The organism is Phocaeicola sp. RTP21359st1_B8_RTP21360_211022, assembly GCF_040911965.1.
Classification (GTDB): Bacteria; Bacteroidota; Bacteroidia; order Bacteroidales; family Bacteroidaceae; genus Phocaeicola; species Phocaeicola vulgatus.
The window spans coordinates 25,525-44,592 of record NZ_JBDFXP010000008.1 but is presented as its reverse complement, the minus strand read 5'-3'; the positions used below and the strand labels follow the sequence as shown (position 1 = coordinate 44,592).

Annotated in this window: 19 protein-coding genes; 15 read left to right on the top strand and 4 right to left on the bottom strand. The window is 40.1% G+C overall.

From position 1 onward, the window contains the following. Positions 1–180 precede the first annotated feature (180 nt). A complete protein-coding gene (locus AB5062_RS05865) occupies positions 181–1,692 on the top strand; it encodes an SGNH/GDSL hydrolase family protein (protein WP_005846214.1) in 1,512 nt (503 codons plus the stop codon). A gap of 66 nt (positions 1,693–1,758) precedes the next feature. On the opposite strand, the gene AB5062_RS05860 is transcribed toward AB5062_RS05865, so the two are convergent. Then, entirely contained in the window at positions 1,759–2,811 is a 1,053-nt protein-coding gene (locus AB5062_RS05860) for a winged helix DNA-binding domain-containing protein (protein ID WP_172778499.1), read from the bottom strand. After that, on the bottom strand, positions 2,808–3,287 hold the full coding sequence (locus AB5062_RS05855) for a cytidine deaminase (RefSeq protein ID WP_008781946.1): 480 nt from the start codon (positions 3,285–3,287) through the stop codon (positions 2,808–2,810). The genes AB5062_RS05860 and AB5062_RS05855 overlap by 4 nt, the downstream gene beginning before the upstream one ends. Positions 3,288–3,506: 219 nt before the next feature. Between AB5062_RS05855 and AB5062_RS05850 the strand changes: the two genes are divergently transcribed. Beyond that, on the top strand, positions 3,507–3,830 hold the full coding sequence (locus AB5062_RS05850; RefSeq protein WP_005846220.1) for a heavy metal-binding domain-containing protein: 324 nt from the start codon (positions 3,507–3,509) through the stop codon (positions 3,828–3,830). Positions 3,831–3,899: 69 nt separating this feature from the next. On the opposite strand, the gene AB5062_RS05845 is transcribed toward AB5062_RS05850, so the two are convergent. Then, positions 3,900–4,511 (bottom strand): DUF4476 domain-containing protein, encoded by a 612-nt coding sequence (locus AB5062_RS05845; RefSeq protein ID WP_016270092.1) that lies wholly within the window; start codon positions 4,509–4,511, stop codon positions 3,900–3,902. Positions 4,512–4,544: 33 nt separating this feature from the next. Beyond that, entirely contained in the window at positions 4,545–5,216 is a 672-nt protein-coding gene (locus AB5062_RS05840; protein ID WP_217753315.1) for a DUF4476 domain-containing protein, read from the bottom strand. Between the two features lie 307 nt (positions 5,217–5,523). Between AB5062_RS05840 and AB5062_RS05835 the strand changes: the two genes are divergently transcribed. From AB5062_RS05835 to AB5062_RS05775, 13 genes are all read left to right on the top strand, one after another. Beyond that, on the top strand, positions 5,524–6,060 hold the full coding sequence (locus tag AB5062_RS05835; protein WP_005848563.1) for an RNA polymerase sigma factor: 537 nt from the start codon (positions 5,524–5,526) through the stop codon (positions 6,058–6,060). Between the two features lie 7 nt (positions 6,061–6,067). Next, positions 6,068–6,430, top strand: coding sequence for a hypothetical protein (locus AB5062_RS05830; protein ID WP_005846227.1), 363 nt, complete (start codon positions 6,068–6,070; stop codon positions 6,428–6,430). Positions 6,431–6,451: 21 nt separating this feature from the next. Continuing rightward, a complete protein-coding gene (locus AB5062_RS05825) occupies positions 6,452–7,000 on the top strand; it encodes a hypothetical protein (RefSeq protein ID WP_005846229.1) in 549 nt (182 codons plus the stop codon). A 155-nt stretch (positions 7,001–7,155) separates the two neighbouring features. Beyond that, positions 7,156–7,797 carry a carbohydrate-binding family 9-like protein gene (locus AB5062_RS05820; RefSeq protein WP_005846231.1) on the top strand — a complete coding sequence of 214 codons (642 nt, stop codon included), beginning with the start codon at positions 7,156–7,158 and terminating at the stop codon, positions 7,795–7,797. A gap of 105 nt (positions 7,798–7,902) precedes the next feature. Next, positions 7,903–8,799, top strand: a complete 897-nt coding sequence (locus AB5062_RS05815; RefSeq protein WP_005846232.1) for a glucosaminidase domain-containing protein — start codon at positions 7,903–7,905, stop codon at positions 8,797–8,799. Between the two features lie 161 nt (positions 8,800–8,960). After that, positions 8,961–10,208 carry an efflux RND transporter periplasmic adaptor subunit gene (locus AB5062_RS05810; protein ID WP_005848555.1) on the top strand — a complete coding sequence of 416 codons (1,248 nt, stop codon included), beginning with the start codon at positions 8,961–8,963 and terminating at the stop codon, positions 10,206–10,208. A 368-nt stretch (positions 10,209–10,576) separates the two neighbouring features. Further along, the gene (locus tag AB5062_RS05805; protein ID WP_032934722.1) at positions 10,577–11,242 is read left to right on the top strand and encodes an ABC transporter ATP-binding protein; all 666 of its coding nucleotides are present in this window, start codon (positions 10,577–10,579) and stop codon (positions 11,240–11,242) included. A gap of 43 nt (positions 11,243–11,285) precedes the next feature. After that, positions 11,286–12,578, top strand: a complete 1,293-nt coding sequence (locus AB5062_RS05800; protein ID WP_032945204.1) for an ABC transporter permease — start codon at positions 11,286–11,288, stop codon at positions 12,576–12,578. A gap of 31 nt (positions 12,579–12,609) precedes the next feature. Beyond that, positions 12,610–13,860 carry an ABC transporter permease gene (locus AB5062_RS05795; protein WP_008671090.1) on the top strand — a complete coding sequence of 417 codons (1,251 nt, stop codon included), beginning with the start codon at positions 12,610–12,612 and terminating at the stop codon, positions 13,858–13,860. Between the two features lie 39 nt (positions 13,861–13,899). Continuing rightward, positions 13,900–15,180 (top strand): ABC transporter permease, encoded by a 1,281-nt coding sequence (locus AB5062_RS05790; protein ID WP_005846246.1) that lies wholly within the window; start codon positions 13,900–13,902, stop codon positions 15,178–15,180. A 3-nt stretch (positions 15,181–15,183) separates the two neighbouring features. Further along, entirely contained in the window at positions 15,184–16,455 is a 1,272-nt protein-coding gene (locus AB5062_RS05785; protein ID WP_005846248.1) for an ABC transporter permease, read from the top strand. Positions 16,456–16,477: 22 nt separating this feature from the next. Next, complete coding sequence (locus tag AB5062_RS05780; protein WP_005846250.1) at positions 16,478–17,734, top strand: ABC transporter permease; 1,257 nt, start codon at positions 16,478–16,480, stop codon at positions 17,732–17,734. A gap of 13 nt (positions 17,735–17,747) precedes the next feature. Then, positions 17,748–18,992: an ABC transporter permease gene (locus tag AB5062_RS05775; RefSeq protein WP_008671092.1), complete on the top strand. Its 1,245-nt coding sequence runs from the start codon at positions 17,748–17,750 to the stop codon at positions 18,990–18,992. Positions 18,993–19,068: the final 76 nt, after the last annotated feature.

Sequence of the window (19,068 nt, the reverse complement as noted above, 5' to 3'; positions counted from 1 at the left end):
TATGAGCTGAAAAAGAAAGAGTCATTGAGAGCCATTGTTCCTGTGGCTCTTTTTTTATGGTTTAGCCGCAATTCTCATTCTGTATGAACCATAATGAGTTCAAAAATCTATGATAATGGACGATAATCCATGTCGTTATATTAGAATTAGGATTATTTTTGTGTCCATTAAAAACATGAAATGATACTTATGAAAAACTTAATTTTGATTTTGATTTTTGCAGCTGTTGGCTTGAATACGATGGCTTCCAATCCTGTACATGTGATTATAACTGCCGGACAGTCTAATACCGATGGACGAACTCCTAATGAAGATTTGCCGGCATATATTAAAGCATTGGCTACGGACACACTGACGTATGCCGAAGGTGCCTACCGTTATTGTCAGATAGCTCAGAATGACGGAAAGGGAGAATTTATTCCTTTCTGGCCTCGTGCCAAACGTAGCGGAAAAAATAATATGTGGGCTTTTGATGCAGTGACATATTATTGGTTGGAGCAGTTGTTGCAGGAGAAATTTTATGTGGTGAAATGGGCTGTTGGCGGAACTTCCATAGCACCTGATTATAATGCTTCCAAGGGACGTTTTTGGTCTGCGGCGCCTGAATGGCTGGCACAGGCTAAGCCAACTTCTGATGGAGGAAACTCCTTGTTGCTTTCTTTCATTCAAGAGATAGACATGTGTATAGACAAGACTCTTTCCCGCCTGAAGGATGGCTATCAGATAGATGCATTTCTTTGGCATCAGGGGGAAAGTGATTATGCTAAAAGTAAAGATTATTACCGTAACTTGAAGACAATGGTGGCTTATGTGCGTATGCATCTGACAGAAAAAACCGGAAAGGATTATTCTCGTTTGCCTTTTATTTTTGGTACTGTTGCCCGAAGTAATAAATATTTCAGCAGAGAAGTGGAGAATGCGATGAAGCAATTGGCTGCTGAAGATCCGAACATGCACCTGATAGATATGTCAGGCGCGGAATTGTTAAATGACAGACTTCATTTCACGGCTCATTCGGCAGAGTATTTGGGACAACAGGTATATAAGCAGTTGGAACAAATTATTAAAGGAGTTACCGTCAGGACTGATGAATTGAAAGGAAAACGTTTGGGAATTATTGGAGATAGTTATGTGAAGAATCATAAGGAACCTGTTAAGAATACCTGGCATTATAAATTTGCCGAGAAACATGGTATGGAATATTTAAATTATGGCAAGAACGGCAGCAGCATTGCTTATAGTAGCCCGCGTTGGGGGGAAGCGATGTATGTAAGATATAAGGAAATGCCGGATGATTTGGATTATGTTATTGTTGTGGGTGGGCACAATGATGGTTTTAAATTGGATTCAATTGGCGGTATTGATGTATTTAAAGAGAGGCTGGCAATGCTATGTGAAGGGCTTATTGAAAAGTATCCCACAGCTAAGATTTTTTTCTTTACCCGATGGAACTGTAAAAATTTTGCAGGAAGTGATGCTGAGAAAGTGGTGGATGCTATGATTGAGGTTTGTGGAAATTATAGTATTCCTATTTTTGACAGCGCCCGAAAAGGAGGAATTTATGCAAGTAATGATCATTTTAGGAAAATATATTTTCAGAACAGCAAGAATAATACAGATACTGCACATTTGAATGAAAAAGGTCATGAACGTTTCTTGAAAGTGGCTGAGAGTTTTATATTGCAATACTGAATAATGTAAATGTAATGGATTATTTTTAAAATGTGATGACGCAGAAATAATCCATTTACAATTTTCTTACAGTTCGGAGAAAAAAGTAAGGTATTTTCTCTCCGCTAGGGAAAGTAATTCTTTTTTGATTTTTGTATTTTTCTTGAACCAGTTCATTTCTATATGTGTTGTTTGTTTTTGTATGACTTTATTCCAATTTCCAACTATTTGCCCGTTGTACAGAATAACCGGACGGAATATCCCGAAAGAATTGAATGCTTTGTGTTGGTATTCTTTGTTCAATACATCAGTACGGTCTTTGTAGCTGATTAGGTATTCATCGTATGGAGGAAGAATATGCAATATGTCGGTTGTTTTTTCTTCTTTATAAGACTGATGAACATATAATTTTTGTGCTAGGAAATGGTCAGAAAGCAATTCTTGTTCAATGGCGGCTATACCTTGTCTAGCTTCCGTTACCGAAAGTCCGGACCACCATACAAAGTCTTTCAGACTGGCAGGAGAGTGGCTTCTAAAATATTTGCGTGCCAAGATAGCTAGTGCCTCTTCTTTATGTAATTCTTGTATTGGAGGAACACGCTCATCCAAAAGTGCGAAGGTGATTTTATTATTTTTATCTGCTCCGCTGCAAATAAGTCCTTCAGCTTCAGCGTGAATCAGGAAACGGTTGGATAATCTTTCATTGGTTTCCAGCCCTCCTTCTTTAAATACGTTGTCAATTTCTTGCTTGGTCAGATGATTGTGTCCTGCTAGTGCCTTTTCCAATAATCGGTTTGCTTTGTTGTAAATGTCAACTGAAATGTCTTGTCCTCTGGACTTGGCAAAAGAGTCATTGGCAGTAATGATGCGTCGGGATGAAAGCTTCAGCATCCAGCGTATATCTTCTGCAGCTACATAATGCCAAGTAGGACGCATGACATGAATGCGCAATATATCTCCTTTTGCCAGTGCCTCATTGACTGTTTGCAGATTTCCTGCCTTTAGCCGGATACCAATAGCCCATTTGGACATGGTGTAATCTTGCGCTTGAATGCCTCCCATCCATGATACAAGATCTTTCGGATTATTGAAAACCGGATTTATTAACTGTTGGCTGTGCAGACGGATGGTAGGTATCATTTCAGATAATTTCCATCAAACGATAAAGGTAAAAGTCCGCTTACGTTTTCTAATATATAAATATCAGTCTTACTATAAAGCAGTATCCGCATAGGTTTTCCATATCGTTTTTCAGTTTCTAATAATACTTGCCGACAGGCTCCGCAAGGAGGAATAGGTGTGTCAAGAAAACCATTTTCTGTGCGGGCAGCAATGGCGAGTGTTTTTACTGCTTGATCCGGATATTGAGAATTGGCATAAAACAAAGTGGTACGTTCTGCACAAAGACCAGATGGGTAGGCTGCATTTTCTTGATTGGTTCCGGTAATGACGATATCATTTTCCAACAGTGCGGCGGCTCCAACAGCAAAATGTGAGTAAGGAGCATAGCTTCTTTTCGTTGCTTCACACGCGGCGTCTATCAGTTTGCGGTCCTTCTCTGTTAGTTCGTCATAATGGCAAGCCTCTATGTTTATTTCCAGTTTGATTTGTTTCATGATACGTTCCTCTTTGTTTTCTTGCAAATGTAATGTTTTGTTTTTAATCTCCCAATGTTTCTTTTCTAAAATCTGGTTTTAAATTTATTTGTTTTCTTATTGCTTGTCGGAGTTGAATGTGAGAAGAATAATATAGTTACCGATAAAAAAAGGAGAAAGTTGCAACTTTTTCTTTTATTTGTGCGTCTAATGAATATATAATTAAAAAAGAGAAAGATTATGTTAGCAACAACAACACCTACTATCGAAGGAAAACGTATAACCAAATATTATGGCATTGTAACAGGTGAAACTATTATCGGTGCTAATCTGTTTCGTGATTTTTTTGCTAGTATTCGTGACATTGTAGGCGGTCGTTCCGGTTCTTATGAAGAAGTACTTCGACAGGCTAAAGATACTGCGTTACGAGAAATGCAGGATCAGGCTGCTTTATTGGGAGCTAATGCTGTAGTTGGGGTGGATTTGGATTATGAAACTGTGGGGGACAGTGGTAGTATGCTGATGGTAACCGCAAGCGGCACAGCTGTCAGAATAGAAGATTGAGGTAAAGCAGATGTGCCTGTTGCAATATTTTTTAGGTTTATTGCAACAGGTACGTTTGCTTTTACTGTATTAGGGTATTCCTAATATCTCTTTGGCCTTGTTTTTACTTGAAATGAAATCTAGTGAGTTGACAATATTATCGTAATTTGTTGTGTCAGCTATATGGTCTTTCAGTACTTGTAACATTTTTAACTTGTCATTATCAAAAGTATAAAGTGACATAAGTTTAAGGCATTGTGCGCAACTTAATTTTTTATTTATAATGGCTTTTTCCAGAGTTGAATCTTTGAATACGGAATTTTTTGTTTCATTGTATATCTTTTCAAATTCGTTATCGTCTATTGAACCAACGGTATGGAGGGATATTTTGCTGGAATTTAGGTCTCCTACTGAAGTCTCTTTAGCTATTTCATTGTAGGAATCCATGCTTGTTACCTTTCCGTTTCGAAATTCGATAATTAGAAATTTGCAAGACGTTGCAATTCCTCCGCTCTGATATTCCCATTGTTCCAAAGAACCATCGAAACGTCGGAAATCGGGTTTTCCAAGAAGTTGGCCTATTTCTTCTGTTGTCATTCCCTGCTGTACTTTCCATGCTTTCTGCTTGATACTTCCTGTGGTATGACAACTGACAAGTGTTATACTGATAACAAGCAATAATAGTTGTTTGAATTTTCTCATATATTTATGTTTTTGTGTGTTGTTTAGGTTGAATTACCATTGGTTAGTGATTCCCAATATTTTACGTGCATCATCTTGTTTAAATAAAGAATCCAGTGTCTTGATGATTTCTTTTCCATTTTCACGGTCTACAATGCGGTTGGAAACCATTCTTAATACTTTCATTTTTTCATCGTCCCATGTAAATATGGACATGAGTCGGGCAGTTTGTTTACAGGTGAAGTAGTTGTTTACAACTCCTACAGATAATAATTCCATTTGGTCGTCCTTAAATGCTTTGTTTTTTACTTTTTTATAGAGGTTTTCAAAATCATGTGGATTCATGGCTTTGTGTTTTGGTCTGTGCGGGCCAGAATGATCAGGGTGGTTGGGTGGAACTACCGTAATGATTTCATTTGGCGGACACACTGCAACTGGAGGCGGAGTAATGTTGGACTCAAAAGAATCCATGTTTGTTACCATTCCGTCTACAAAATCGATAATAATTACCGTGTTTGCAGCTGTGGACACATTGGTCTTGGTATATTCCCATTGTTCCGAGCCGTTGTCGAATCTACGGAAATCGGGTTTCCCAAGTAAATGGCTGACTTTTTCTTGGGACATCCCTCTCTGTACTTTCATAATAGTGCTACTAGTAGTCAAACTGCAACTGATGACTAAAGTACAAATGGTTAACGCTAATAATGTTTGTTTCAATCTTCTCATTTTTTTGTTTTTTTGTTTGTAACAAAGATAAGTTGGGAAAAGGTATATTCTTCTATCTTTTCCCCTATTTATTTTTAGGGATTTCCCTATTGTTTATATGGTAATTCTTCTAAGAACTGAAATTTATTGATAGGAAGATTGAGTTTGAATTCTTTAAATTCATATTCCGGAAGATTGGTTGTATTTTTCTCTTGTAGGAAATGTGATTGATTATTTTAACTTCATCTATAATTAATGTAAAAACTTCATTTTCACTTTTAACTTCTTGTTCTCGGGTGGTTCTAACCTATAAACTTTTGACGAATAGATGATAAACGAAGATAAAATTAGGGAAGTATGGGCTTCCAACCCGGAACGGGGATTTAAATTGTTGATAGATTTTTTTCAACAGCCCATATATTGGCATATCCGGAGATTGGTTGTATCACATGAGGATGCAGAGGATATTCTGCAGGAAGTCTTTATTCGCGTCTTTCGCCATCTTCCTCAGTTTAGGGAGGAAAGTTCATTGGGAACATGGATTTACCGGATAGCGACCAATGAGTGTTTCCGTTTTCTGAATATGCGTAAGGAACAAGCTGTTTCGGCGGAAGAAGTTCAGGAAGAGTTAATGAATAAGTTGATGGCGTCAGATTATGTGGATTATGAGAACGAAATGGCGGTGAAATTTCAGCAGGCTATTTTGATGCTTCCTGAAAAGCAGCGGGTAGTTTTCAATCTTCGTTATTATGATGAACTGGAATATGAGGAAATTAGCAGGATTACGGACACGAAAGTGGATACGTTGAAAGTGAATTATCATTATGCAAAAGAGAAGATAAAAGAGTACATGATAAATAATTAAAGACAGGATGGAAAAGGAGTTTGATTTTAAGAATATTGGGAAGCGGATGCCTTATCGTACCCCTGATGGCTTTTTCGGAAAAATGCAGAAGCAAGTATTGGAGCGTACCCAGGCTGAGAGGTTTAATAGGCAGCATAGAATAAAATTGATTATTGGGGCTGCTTTAGCTATTGCGGCTGTCATGTTGGGAGTTCTTTTCTTTCCGATATCCCAACCTGTGGCAGAGGAGTTGCCTTCTCCTTCACTTATTGTTTCTACGGATTTAGACTCTTCTTATTCAGATACTTTGGATCGTTATATAGAATCTATGTCTGATGAGGAATTAGCAGGATGGGTGGAATTATCTGAAAATGATATATTTATAAATTGATTAATCACTAAAAACAAAAAAATGATGAGAACAAAATTTTTTTTAATGATGCTGGCAGCCATTGTTATGGGAAGTCAGGTAACACTTTTTGCACAAGAAAAGAAAGGAGCTAAATCTGAAAGAAGGCAGTTTAATAAAGAGCAGATGCTGGAAATACAGTGCAATCAAATTATAAAAGGATTGGCATTGGATGACGCAACGACTGCTAAATTTATTCCGGTGTATAAACAATACATGGAAGAAATGCGGGCTACTCGTCATATGGGAGCCTGTCGAAATATTGCAAATAGAACGGCTGCAGATAAACAGACCCCCAAACCGCTTCCTACAGATGCTGAAGTGGAGCAGGCTATCAAGGCACGTTTCGCGCAGAGTAGAAAGATACTGGATGTTCGTGAGAAGTATTATAATGAGTTCCGGAAATTTCTTTCTCCTAAACAAATTCAGAAAATGTATAATATGGAGAAACACAATGGCGATAAATTCCGTAAAGAGATGAGAAAAAGACAAGGAATGAAAAAACAGCATGATGGGAGAAGACATATGCCACAGGGCGATGTGAAGAAATAAATATGGATGAAAATGTAAAAATTGTGCTTTCATTGTCTTTATAGCTTTATTCTTTTAGTGGCTGCTGTTTATGGTAGCCACTATTTTGTTTTCTCAGTGGAAGTATATATTTTTGTGAAGCTAATAGTAGCTATTTAACTAATAAAAACAATACGATGAAAGTAAAGAAATTAAGTGGTAAAGTTCAAGATGCACAACAAATACCGACCTTGTTTGATAATGAGAACATTACGTATCATCCTATTGATATAGTGAACTGGAAAGAATATCCTTATCAACCTCAAGTCTCTTTTCGTATAGCCTATACAAATGATGCTATATTAGTCCATTATAAAGTAGTAGAAGACAGTGTTCGTGCCAAATACGGTGAAGATAACGGTAGTGTTTGGACAGATTCCTGTGTGGAATTTTTCTCTATTCCTGCGGGAGATGGCATTTATTATAATTTGGAATGTAACTGTATCGCTACGATTCTTTTAGCAGCAGGTTCGGAGCGTAATAATCGTGAAATGGCTCCTTCTGAAATAACGGATCAGGTGAAGCGTTGGGCTAGCTTGGGCAGAGAAACTTTTGAAGAAAAGATAGGAGAATGTACTTGGGAGGTGGCTTTGCTGATTCCGTATAAGGTATTTTTTAAGCATGCCATTACCGGGCTGGATGGAATGAGCATACGGGCTAATTTTTATAAATGTGGAGATGAATTGCAAAAGCCTCATTTCTTATCATGGAATCCTATTAAAATAGAGAAGCCGGATTTTCATCGTCCGGATTTCTTTGGACTTTTGGAATTCGAATGAAATTCGTAATTAATTTAAAAAGATTGCATACAGCCGGATAAAAATGGTAAGTTTGCAACTATATATAGCGGAAAAAGTATAGTCGCGATTTTGAAACAGTTTTATATGATGAAACATACGTTGAAATTTATATTAATCGGGTTGTTTTGTTGTCTATGTAATTTTACAGTGCAAGCGCAAACCCGTAACCGGCAGTATGAGGAATATATTCATAAGTATAAAGATCTCGCTATCGATGAGATGAAACGGTATCGTATTCCTGCCAGCATCACTCTGGCTCAAGGATTATTGGAATCAGGAGCGGGAAAAAGTACACTGGCTCGTAAATCCAATAATCATTTCGGTATAAAATGTGGTGGTGACTGGACTGGTCGTACTGTACGGCATGATGATGATGCCCGTAATGAATGTTTTCGTGCCTATAAGCACCCTCGTGATTCATATGAAGATCATTCTAAATTTTTAAAAGGACGTTCACGTTATGCATCTCTTTTTAAATTAAAAATCACCGATTATAAAGGATGGGCGCATGGGCTGAAGAAAGCGGGATATGCTACTGACCCTCGCTATGCATATCGTTTAATTGATATCATTGAATTATATGAATTACATAAGTATGATACCAAGGATGGTATAAAGTGGATGAAGGAATTCCCAAACCCGCATCAGCCTTATTTGGCTAATGATTTACTCTATATTGTGGTACGTCCGGGGGATACATTTAAAAAACTTTCTAAAGAATTTGATATCAGTCAACGCAAGTTGAGGAAATACAATGATCTTTATAAGGGATATGTATTGAAGCCAGGTGATATTATTTATTTGGATAAAAAGCATCGTCGTGCGGATAAGGAACACATAGTTCATGTTGTCCGTGGGGGAGAATCTATGTATTCCATTTCCCAAAAATATGGTATTCGTCTGAAAAATTTATATAAGATGAATAAGATGAAACCGGAAGACCCTTCTCCTAAAGTAGGTGATATATTGCGTTTGCGTTAATCATTATTGTACGGTAACTGATGTTTAAAAGCGTACAGGGTGTCCGATATCGGACACCCTGTACGCTTTATTTGTTATTGATTATCAATAAGTTGTTTCCTTGGCACGGATGTTGTTTATTCTTTAGCACAAAAATGATAATAATAAAATTACAATAAGTTATGGACAGAGAAATTCCTAAAGAAGTGCGTGATAAGGAGCGCAAAAAGAAGTTCATTAAATATGGTGCAATAGGTGTGGCGGCAGTGGTATGTATAGCTGTATTGATTTCGTTTATGCGAAGCAGCGTCAATAGGAAAGATTTGGTGTTTTCAGAAGTAGACAATGGAACTATTGAAGTAAGTGTCAGTGCTTCCGGTAAGGTTGTTCCGGCTTTTGAAGAGATTATCAACTCACCTATTAATACTCGTATCGTGGAAGTTTACCGTAAGGGAGGAGACAGTGTGGATGTAGGTACGCCGATTTTGAAACTTGATTTGCAGAGTACGGAAACCGAATACAAGAAATTACTGGATGAAGAACAGATGAAACGTTATCAGTTAGAGCAGTTGAAAGTGAATAATAATACGTATCTGAGTGATTTATCGATGCAAGTGAAAATTTCCGCCATGAAATTGAACCGTATGGAGGTGGAACTTCGTAACGAACGTTATTTGGATAGTTTGGGCTCTGGAACAACGGACAAGGTTCGTCAGGCTGAACTGAACTTTAATACCGGAAAATTGGAATTGGAACAGCTCCGTCAGCAATACGCGAATGAATCGAAAGTAAAAGAGGCTGATTTGAAAGTGAAGGAGTTGGAATTCAATATTTTCTCAAAGAGTCTTGCTGAAATGAAACGTACATTGGATGACGCTCAAATTCGTTCACCGCGTAAAGCGATTCTTACCTATATAAATAATCAGGTAGGTGCGCAGGTAGCGGAAGGCAGCCAGGTAGCTATCATTTCTGATTTGAGCCATTTTAAAGTGGAAGGTGAAATAGCTGATACATACGGTGACCGTGTGGCAGCAGGTGGACGTGCCATAGTCAAGATTGGCAATGAGAAACTGGAAGGAACGGTAAGTAGTGTGACACCGTTGAGTAAGAATGGGGTGATTTCGTTTATTGTACAATTGAATGAAGATAATAACAAGCGATTGCGTTCCGGCTTGAAGACGGATGTATATGTAATGAATGCCGTGAAAGAAGGGGTTTTAAGATTGGCGAATGCTTCTTACTATGTCGGTCGCGGTGAGTATGAATTATTTGTTCAGGATAGTAAGGATGAAATAGTAAAGCGTAAGGTTCAATTGGGTGATAGTAATTTTGAATATGTGGAAGTCATATCGGGGTTGAAACCGGGTGACAAGGTGGTTGTCAGCGATATGAGCAGTTACAAAAACAAGAATAAGCTGAAGTTGAAATAAGAAGCAGCTATGACATAAACAACAAGATAAAACTCTCTCTTAATTAATACATTGATTGTTACGGGAAATGAAGTGTTTTTTCATCCTTTTCACTCATTTCCCGAACATAATTTAATTTGTTCTTAGGCTATGTCGTTTTTTGATCGTTTACCTTTTTATATTATTCATAGTGCTTGTTGACATTTTTTTTCCGGCATACAGCATCAGTCGTATTAGTCCGGTAAAAACGGTCACACCGTCTGTTATCGGACAGTATGTAGAATTAAAATTCGTTGAATATTAAATGATTATAGCTTTGGAATGTCTTTTGATTCATGAAAATAGAAAGTGTATAAGATTAACAATTTAAATAAGAAAAAAATATGGCAATGATTAAATTAACCGGTATCAATAAAATCTACCGTACGAATGAGATTGAAACATTAGCGCTGGAAAATGTAAATTTGGATGTGGCTAAAGGGGAGTTTGTCAGCATTATGGGTCCTTCCGGTTGCGGCAAGTCTACCTTGCTGAATATTATGGGGCTGCTGGACGCTCCCAGCAGTGGAAAGATTGAAATAAACGGCACGTCTGTAGAAAGCATGAAGGACAAGGAACTGGCTGCTTTCCGTAACAAGACCTTGGGCTTTGTATTCCAGTCGTTCCACCTGATTAATTCGCTGAATGTGATTGACAATGTGGAGTTGCCTTTGCTCTATAGAAAGATGGCTGCCAAGGAGCGTACCCGTCTGGCAAAAGAAGTGTTGGATCGTGTCGGTTTAAGTCATCGTATGCGGCACATGCCCACACAGCTTTCCGGAGGACAGTGCCAGCGTGTAGCGATAGCCCGTGCTATTGTGGGTAATCCTGAAATTATTCTTGCGGATGAGCCTACCGGTAATCTGGACTCAAAGATGGGTGCAGAGGTCATGGAATTGTTGCATAAATTAAATAAAGAGGATGGACGGACCATTGTGATGGTAACCCATAATGAAGAACAAGCCAAACAGACTTCCAGAACCATTCGTTTCTTTGATGGGCGTCAGGTGCAATAACTACTGATTACTATGAAAAGGAATTTATTAAGAAATAACAGAGATGATTAAACAGTATTTTAAGCAAGCTTTGGCGCAACTTCGCCAGCATCCGCTTATCAGTGTCATCAGCATTGCAGGAACTGCTCTTAGCATTTTCCTTATTATGTTGGTAGTGATGCTACAACAAGTGAAGGTCGCTCCTTTTTCTCCCGAGTCAAACCGGAATCGTTTTCTGCATGTGCATTATATGAGCATAAGTCATAAGGATTGGGGGGACGGAACAAGTAACGGACCGATGAGCGTGCGGACGGCGCGTGAGGTATATAAATCATTGAAAACCCCTGAAGCTGTCACTATTTATTGCAGTATGCCGGTATCGACTCCTGTTTCATTACCCGCTATGCCGGCTATTGGAGCGGATGTGCGGGAAACGGATGATACTTTTTTTAAAGTGTTCGATTTTCGTTTTGTGAATGGAAAACCATACGATGAAGCTACTTTCAATGCGGGCACTCCTGTGGCTGTGATTACTGAGAGCATATCGCGGGCTTTGTTTGGTTCCACAGAATCTGCGGGCAAAGAGTTTTTGTTGAATCATGCTCCCTATCGTGTGGTAGGGGTAGTGAAAGATGTATCTACTCTTGCCGATGCTTCTTATGGCCAAGTATGGATTCCCTTTACTTCGACGGATTTGCCTAGTGATACGTGGAGTGACCAGCACATGGGGATGATGAGTGTCACTATTTTGGCTCGAAGCCATGATGATTTTGGAGAAATCCGTGCTGAAGCCAAGCGGCGTATGAGTGAGTATAATTCTATTCTTGCCGATCAGGGGTATACGTTGATAGACCGTAACCGGCCATACGATCAGGAAACTCAGTCTATTTCATTTGCAGCTAACTTGGAGCCGGATTTGAAGTCGGCTCGTCGTGAACGTGCTATCATTTTTATCATTCTGTTGTTAGTACCTGCTATAAATCTGAGCAGTATGACGCAAAGCCGGTTGCGCCAACGTGTGGCGGAAATAGGAGTACGCCGTGCTTTTGGGAGCACCCGCATGGAAATGGTTGGACAAATAATTATGGAAAACCTGGTCGTGACTTTGTTGGCTGGTGCCGTAGGTTTGTTTATCAGTATTGTTATGGCTTATTTAGGTACCGATATCCTGTTTGCACAGCCTTATAGTGCGACATTGAATGCCCCTACAGTTGATTCCAGTATTTTATTGCACCCTTCCACTTTCCTTTATGCGTTGTTGTTTTGCTTTGTTTTGAATTTGCTGAGTAGCGGCATTCCTGCTTGGAGGGCTTCAAGGACTAGCATTGTCAATGCACTGGGAGGAAGGATTCACTAAGGTGATAACGAATTAAAAGTAAAGAATCAAGATGAATAAGAAACTATTTACTCAGATAAAAAATGAATGGCGGTCTAATCTTTGGCTTGTCACCGAATTATTGTTGGTAAGTGTCGTTTTATGGTATATTGTGGACTATATGTATGTGCAGACCTCAATTTATAATGAACCACGGGGATTTGATATTTCTCATTGCTATTTGGTGCAAATGGGACGTCTTACGGACAAAAGTCCAGACTTTATTCCCAATCAGACAGACGAGGAAAAGCGGCAGGATATCAAGGAACTTCTAAGTCGTCTTCAGCATAGACCGGATATAGAGGCAGCCGGATTAGGACAAAATTCTTACCCGTATAATGGCAGTAACAGCAGTGCGTCAGTGGTGTATGATACGTTACGTTCGCCGGGATGGACTATACGCAGATTGGTGTCTCCCGATTTTGTCCGTGTGTTCCGTTATCGTGGCACCCGTGGGGAGACCCCTGAACAACTGGCTGAGATGCTGAAACATCCGAAGAATTTCTTAGCTTCAGATAATCTTTATAAACGGCGCTATGGATGTGATTTGACTTCATTGGTAGACAAACAATTTTATTTGTTCGGGGATACAACAAATACATATAATTTAGCGGCTTCTTTGCAGGTTGTGCGTTATGGGGATTATTTTGAGGCATGGAACAGTTACTGCATGGTGGCTCCTATGCCGGAAGAATGGTATGATTTGGGCACGGAGCTTTGTGTACGCGTAAAAGAGGATCAAGATCGCGATTTTATAGCCCGTTTGAAAGCGGATAGTGAGAAACTGTATCGCGTGGGCAATGTGTTTATCGCGGATGTGCGTTCTTTTACCGATATCCGTCGTAACTTTCAGCAGTCACATACGAATGCCTGGAACAGTTACCTTTTCGGAATGGGTTTCTTGTTGTTGAATATATTCTTGGGATTGCTAGGTACTTTCTGGTTCCGTACTCAGCAACGACGTGGTGAGATTGCATTGATGAAATCATTGGGTGGAACAGATCATAGTATCTTTGTCCGTCAGTTGGCAGAGGGATTGATATTATTGGCGGTGGCCACAATTCCTGCGATTTTTATTGATTGGAATCTGGCAAATAGTGAATTGAATGCTTGGATGAATGGCACTACTATTGAAGGTGGACGTTTCATAATAACAGTTCTTATTTCCTTTATTTTGATTGCATTGATGATTGTAGTAGGCATTTGGATTCCCGCACGTAAGGCTATGAAAGTTCAGCCGGCGGAAGCATTGCATAATGAGTAATCTCTTTTTTGTTAAAAGGTTTTAGAGCATAGCACAAACATGATAAAACTATATATTAAACAGGCTTTTTACCAACTTCGTGAGAATAGGCTCATCAGCTTGGTTTCTATCATAGGAACGGCATTGGCTATTTGTATGATCATGGTCATTGTCCTGGTGTTGGAAGTACGCATTACGGATTGTGTGCCCGAGGTGAACCGTTCACGTTCTCTTTATATGAAAGCGATGTCTATTCATCAGAAAGGAGATACCAGTGATAATTCATCAAACGGCTGTATGTCACTCACAGTGGCTAAAGAGTGTTTTAAGGCACTTACTGTTCCTGAGGCGGTAACTATAGTGTCTACAGGAGGCAGGATGCGTATTTCTGTACCTGCTGGAAAAATGATGACAGTGGATAACCTTGAAACTGACGATACCTTTTGGAAAGTGTTCTCTTTTGATTTTATTGCCGGAAAGCCGTTTACGGCTGCCGATAGTGAAAGCGGACTTCCTAAGGTTGTACTTAGTGCTTCTGTGGCCCGGAATTTGTTTGGTACGGTAGAAGCGGTAGGACGTACGGTCCAACTCAACTTGGCCGATTATACGGTAGTGGGTGTTGTGAAAGATGTATCCAAACTGGCTGTTTCTTCTTATGCGCAGATTTGGATACCTTTCAATTCAACAGAAATAGCCAGGAAGTGCTGGTATGACAATGCGATGGGAACTTTTCGTGTGGTCATTCTGGCACATTCGGAGAAAGATTTTCCTGCCATCAGAGAAGAGGCGGAACGCCTGCGTCAGAAATTCAATGACGGATTGCAGGATTCCGAAATTTTTTATCGTGGACAACCCGATGATCGTTTCTCTTTTATCTTTCGTCACTGGGGAAGAGAGTTACAGGCGAAGGAAGCTTATTTGCACTACCTGTTGGTGATTGTTATTTTATTGCTGGTACCGGCTATAAATTTGAGTAGCATGACTTTGTCCCGTATGCGGAAGCGCATGTCGGAAATAGGGGTGAGGAAGGCATTTGGTGCTACTGCCAATGTCTTGTTGAGGCAAGTGTTTTATGAAAATTTATTATTGACGCTCATAGCCGGAGCAGTAGGAATGCTTTTCAGTTATGCATGTACTTTTTTATTGAATGATTTCTTATTTTCCAATAGCGAGAACCGTGCCCAAATAGGAGAAACCAGTCTTTCGGCAGATATGTTGTTCAGTCCCTGGATATTCTTGGCCGCATTCATTTTCTGCCTGCTCTTGAATTTGCTGTCAGCGTGCATCCCTGCCTGGAGGGCATCGCGCATGAATATTACGGACGCTTTAAACCAACGTTAGATCATGAACAGGAATTTATTGAAACAGATATGGAACGAGCGCCGCAGCAATGCGTTTCTGTGGATGGAACTTTTTGTGGTGTTTGTCATATTATGGTATATTGTGGATGTGGTATATGTCACGTTGAGCATCTATAATTTGCCGATGGGCTTTGATATAGAAAATACGTATGTTCTTCGTTTTGAGCGGATGACTTCGAAGGCGGCTGCTTATCAGCCTGGCCGTACTATGAAAGAAGATGTTGCCGATTTGCATGAAATTGTAAACAGGCTTGCGCATCGTCCGGATGTGGAAGCAGTCAGCCTCTCGCAAAACTGTATACCTTATAATGACGGTGCAAACAGTTTTTCATTTTATCTGGATACAGTCCCGGTACGTAGTTTGAAACGATGGATAACTCCGGAGTATTTTAATGTATTCCGTTACCGCAATATAGACGGTTCGGGTAGTGAAAGCCTTGCTGAGGCACTGACACCGTCCGGCATGGTCTTATCTGTGAATATTGCCGATGTTTATCAGGATGCACCTTGGCATGGTAAGGAACTTTTAGGGCGTAGGGTGCCTGTTTGGCGGAATGAGCCGGAGGCGGAGCATCTTTCTATAGCTGCTCTTACCGAGCCGGTCCGTTATGACCATTTTACAGCTCCGGATGATTACGGCTCCCGTTATGCTGCTGTGTACCTGACAGATGAGGCGTTGGAATCCTTAGGTGAGACGGTTTATATAGAAGTTTGCCTGCGTGTTCGTGAGGGACAGAATGATGGATTCATAGACCGTTTGATAGTGGATGCCGACCGTCAATATCAGGTGGGCAATCTATATCTTTTGGATATAACTCCTTTGAGTGATGTACGCACAGCTTATGAAACGGATTCGGTGAATGAGTTGAATACGCAATTTTGTATCATATTTTTCTTATTGCTGAATATCTTTCTAGGCATTATCGGAACTTTCTGGTTCCGGACACAGCATCGGCGTGCCGAAATAGCGTTGCGTATGGCTTTAGGATCTACCCGTTGGGGAATCTGCGGTCGTCTGATGGGGGAAGGAGTCTTGTTATTGCTGATATCTGCTATTCCTGCATTGGTTGTGGCGTGGAATTTGGGATATGCCGAACTGGTGGAAGTTACACGTATGCCTTTTACGGCAGGTCGTTTTGCGATTACGGTTCTGGGCACTTTTATTCTGATTGCTGGAATGATTGTCATTGGAATAGGATACCCTGCCCGTCGTGCCATGAGTATCGAACCGGCTGAGGCATTACATGAAGAATAAATAAAATGAAGAGATAAAACGAATGAAACAGCTATTATTACAAGCATTTAATCTGATACGGCAGAATCCTTTTTATGCTACAATCAGTATTATAGGAACAGCTGTCACTATCGCTTTTGTTATGGTAGTAGTGATGATTTATGACTTCCGTACAATGGATATGGCTCCGGAAAGTGATCGGAGCGATATGATGTATACAGGTTCGGGAATGACCTATCGTAAGCTGGATCATACCAACCAGAACAGCGGTATGGGACGCAAGGCTTTTGAAGCATTGTTTTCAGAGCTTCCTGGTGTAAAAGAGGTTACTTGGTATCGTGGCGTTTCCAAGACCCCTTGTAACTTGTCCGCTTCGAATGAGATATTCAACTATTATGTGCGGCCTGTGGCTGATAACTGGTTTAAGTTCTTTGATTATGAATTTATAGCGGGACGTTCTTTCACACAAGAGGAGTATGATGCCCGTCGGTGGGTCAGTGTGATAACCGAGCGTATGGCCTTGCAGCTTTTCGGCACGACGGATGTGGTAGGAAAAGAATATCAAAGTAATTTTTTTCCTACTAAAGTGGTAGGCGTGGTGAAAGATGTCAATGCTATTTTCCAGACAGCATACGCTGATGCTTTTGTTCCTTTCTCATTGGAAAATGAAGACTATTATGCTACTTGGACAGGGGGCTTGGGAGGAATCCGTCTGGGATTGCTCAAACTGCTGCCGGATACTCGTCCTGCAGAGGTACGGACTGAAGTACAGCATCGGCAGGATCGTTTGAATAGTTCAACGGCAGAATATGCTTTCGAGATGAACGAACTCTATACTCATACGGAATACACCTTTTTTCGTGGAAAAGATATTAGTGCACCGTTGGTTTACAGTATGTTATTGATGGTCTTGCTGATTGTTCCTGCTATTAATATCTCAGGTATGACCAATGCCCGAATGCAGGAGCGTGTGACAGAAATTGCAGTTCGCAAGGCGTATGGCGCATCACGTATTTCCATTATGGTGAGGTTGTTTTTAGAGAATCTGCTTACGGTCTTTTTGGGTGGAATTTTAGGATATCTGTTTTCGTGTGTTTTGGTTTGGCTGGGACGTGTATGGTTGTTTGGTAGCGGCGAGGTAGAATTATCAGGTATCAGTCTGGATGGAGGTTTGTTGTTGCATCCTGCTTTATTTGTGTTGGTTTTCGGCGTATGTGTTGTTTTTAATTTATTGTCGGTATTGATTCCGGTATGGATGGTCACACATCGTAATATTGCAACTACCATTAAAGGAGAATAGGAGGAAAGGAAAAATGATAAAGAGTTTATTCAGACAAATGTGGAACCAAAGGCACGCTAATGTATGGGTGTGGGTTGAATTGGTTGTTGTTCTTGTCTTGCTATGGTACAGCATCGATCTGGTTTATAATTATGAGGTTGCTGCCCGTCAGTCTAAAGGATATGACACGGAGAATGTTTTTGATATTCAACTGAATATTAAGCCGGCTTTGCAAAATGATTCTGTATTAATGAGTCATTCTGCTGAATATTTGGAGCAAATCTATCATTTGATCCAACAATATCAAGGGGTGGAGGAAGCTTGTTTTTATTATGGGACAATACCTTATACGGGAAATAATATGTATGAGGGATATGCTCCGCATTCGGATTCGACTCATGTGGTAGGCTGTTTCATCCGTTATGTCAGCCCTACTTATTTCAAGGTATTTCGCTTGCAGCCATTATCAGGTTCATTTGAGGCGGAGCGTTGGGACAAGAATGAATACCCCATGCCGGTGTTGATGAGTGAAACGTTAAGCGATTCCTTGTTTAGCGGACGCAATGGAGTAGGGGAAACTTGTTTCAATCCTTATTTCCTGAATAGTGTGCAGCCGGAAACTAATTATAAGGTAATGGCGGTACTTCCTGCTCATAAGACCGATGAGTACGAGCGTTACGAACCTTTTATTTATCTTCCCAGTTCGCCGCTGACTTATTGGCATCACATTGCGGTGCGTGTGGCTTCTAATTCCATACCGGGATTTACCGAACGTTTTATGCAGGATATGCAAGGGAAATTATCTATCGGCCCTTATTACTTATACGATATAAATTCGTATGGCGATATGAAGGAAGCTTTCGATATAGAGCAAGGAACGGTGAATTATCTGAATACTACCTATGCCGTTATCCTTTTCTTTGTTTTCAATATATTTTTAGGGATGCTGGGTACTTTCTGGTTTCGGACTCGTAAAAACCGAAGTGAGATAGCTTTGCGTATGGCACTAGGTTGCAGTAGGATGAATGTATTTGGTTATTATGTACTTGAGGGCATCCTTCTCTTGGTTTCGGCTGCCATTCCCGCTGTTTTTGTTTGTGCGAATATGCAGATGGCGGATCTTACTGTGCATACATTAATGGAACCTGCTTGGGGACGTTTTTTGCTTTGTTTTGTGTCGGCCATGCTGTTGTTGGGGATAATAATTTTGCTCGGCATTTATTTCCCCGCCCGGAAAGCGATGAGGATTGAGCCTGCAGACGCGTTGCATAATGAATAATGTTATTTCATTGTCACATGATCAGCAGTGTTCGTATATGAATGGAGTGTCCGATTTCGGACACTCCATTTTTGTT

Bases quoted from the DNA above. Each gene is read 5' to 3' on its own strand.
- AB5062_RS05825 (WP_005846229.1), top strand. From the start codon at position 6,452: ATGATGAGAACAAAATTTTTTTTAATGATGCTGGCAGCCATTGTTATG.
- AB5062_RS05840 (WP_217753315.1), bottom strand. From the start codon at position 5,216: ATGAGAAGATTGAAACAAACATTATTAGCGTTAACCATTTGTACTTTA.
- AB5062_RS05820 (WP_005846231.1), top strand. From the start codon at position 7,156: ATGAAAGTAAAGAAATTAAGTGGTAAAGTTCAAGATGCACAACAAATA.
- AB5062_RS05790 (WP_005846246.1), top strand. From the start codon at position 13,900: ATGATAAAACTATATATTAAACAGGCTTTTTACCAACTTCGTGAGAAT.
- AB5062_RS05780 (WP_005846250.1), top strand. From the start codon at position 16,478: ATGAAACAGCTATTATTACAAGCATTTAATCTGATACGGCAGAATCCT.
- AB5062_RS05850 (WP_005846220.1), top strand. From the start codon at position 3,507: ATGTTAGCAACAACAACACCTACTATCGAAGGAAAACGTATAACCAAA.
- AB5062_RS05810 (WP_005848555.1), top strand. From the start codon at position 8,961: ATGGACAGAGAAATTCCTAAAGAAGTGCGTGATAAGGAGCGCAAAAAG.
- AB5062_RS05815 (WP_005846232.1), top strand. From the start codon at position 7,903: ATGATGAAACATACGTTGAAATTTATATTAATCGGGTTGTTTTGTTGT.
- AB5062_RS05800 (WP_032945204.1), top strand. From the start codon at position 11,286: ATGATTAAACAGTATTTTAAGCAAGCTTTGGCGCAACTTCGCCAGCAT.
- AB5062_RS05855 (WP_008781946.1), bottom strand. From the start codon at position 3,287: ATGAAACAAATCAAACTGGAAATAAACATAGAGGCTTGCCATTATGAC.
- AB5062_RS05830 (WP_005846227.1), top strand. From the start codon at position 6,068: ATGGAAAAGGAGTTTGATTTTAAGAATATTGGGAAGCGGATGCCTTAT.
- AB5062_RS05860 (WP_172778499.1), bottom strand. From the start codon at position 2,811: ATGATACCTACCATCCGTCTGCACAGCCAACAGTTAATAAATCCGGTT.
- AB5062_RS05865 (WP_005846214.1), top strand. From the start codon at position 181: ATGATACTTATGAAAAACTTAATTTTGATTTTGATTTTTGCAGCTGTT.
- AB5062_RS05805 (WP_032934722.1), top strand. From the start codon at position 10,577: ATGATTAAATTAACCGGTATCAATAAAATCTACCGTACGAATGAGATT.
- AB5062_RS05795 (WP_008671090.1), top strand. From the start codon at position 12,610: ATGAATAAGAAACTATTTACTCAGATAAAAAATGAATGGCGGTCTAAT.
- AB5062_RS05785 (WP_005846248.1), top strand. From the start codon at position 15,184: ATGAACAGGAATTTATTGAAACAGATATGGAACGAGCGCCGCAGCAAT.
- AB5062_RS05835 (WP_005848563.1), top strand. From the start codon at position 5,524: ATGATAAACGAAGATAAAATTAGGGAAGTATGGGCTTCCAACCCGGAA.
- AB5062_RS05775 (WP_008671092.1), top strand. From the start codon at position 17,748: ATGATAAAGAGTTTATTCAGACAAATGTGGAACCAAAGGCACGCTAAT.
- AB5062_RS05845 (WP_016270092.1), bottom strand. From the start codon at position 4,511: ATGAGAAAATTCAAACAACTATTATTGCTTGTTATCAGTATAACACTT.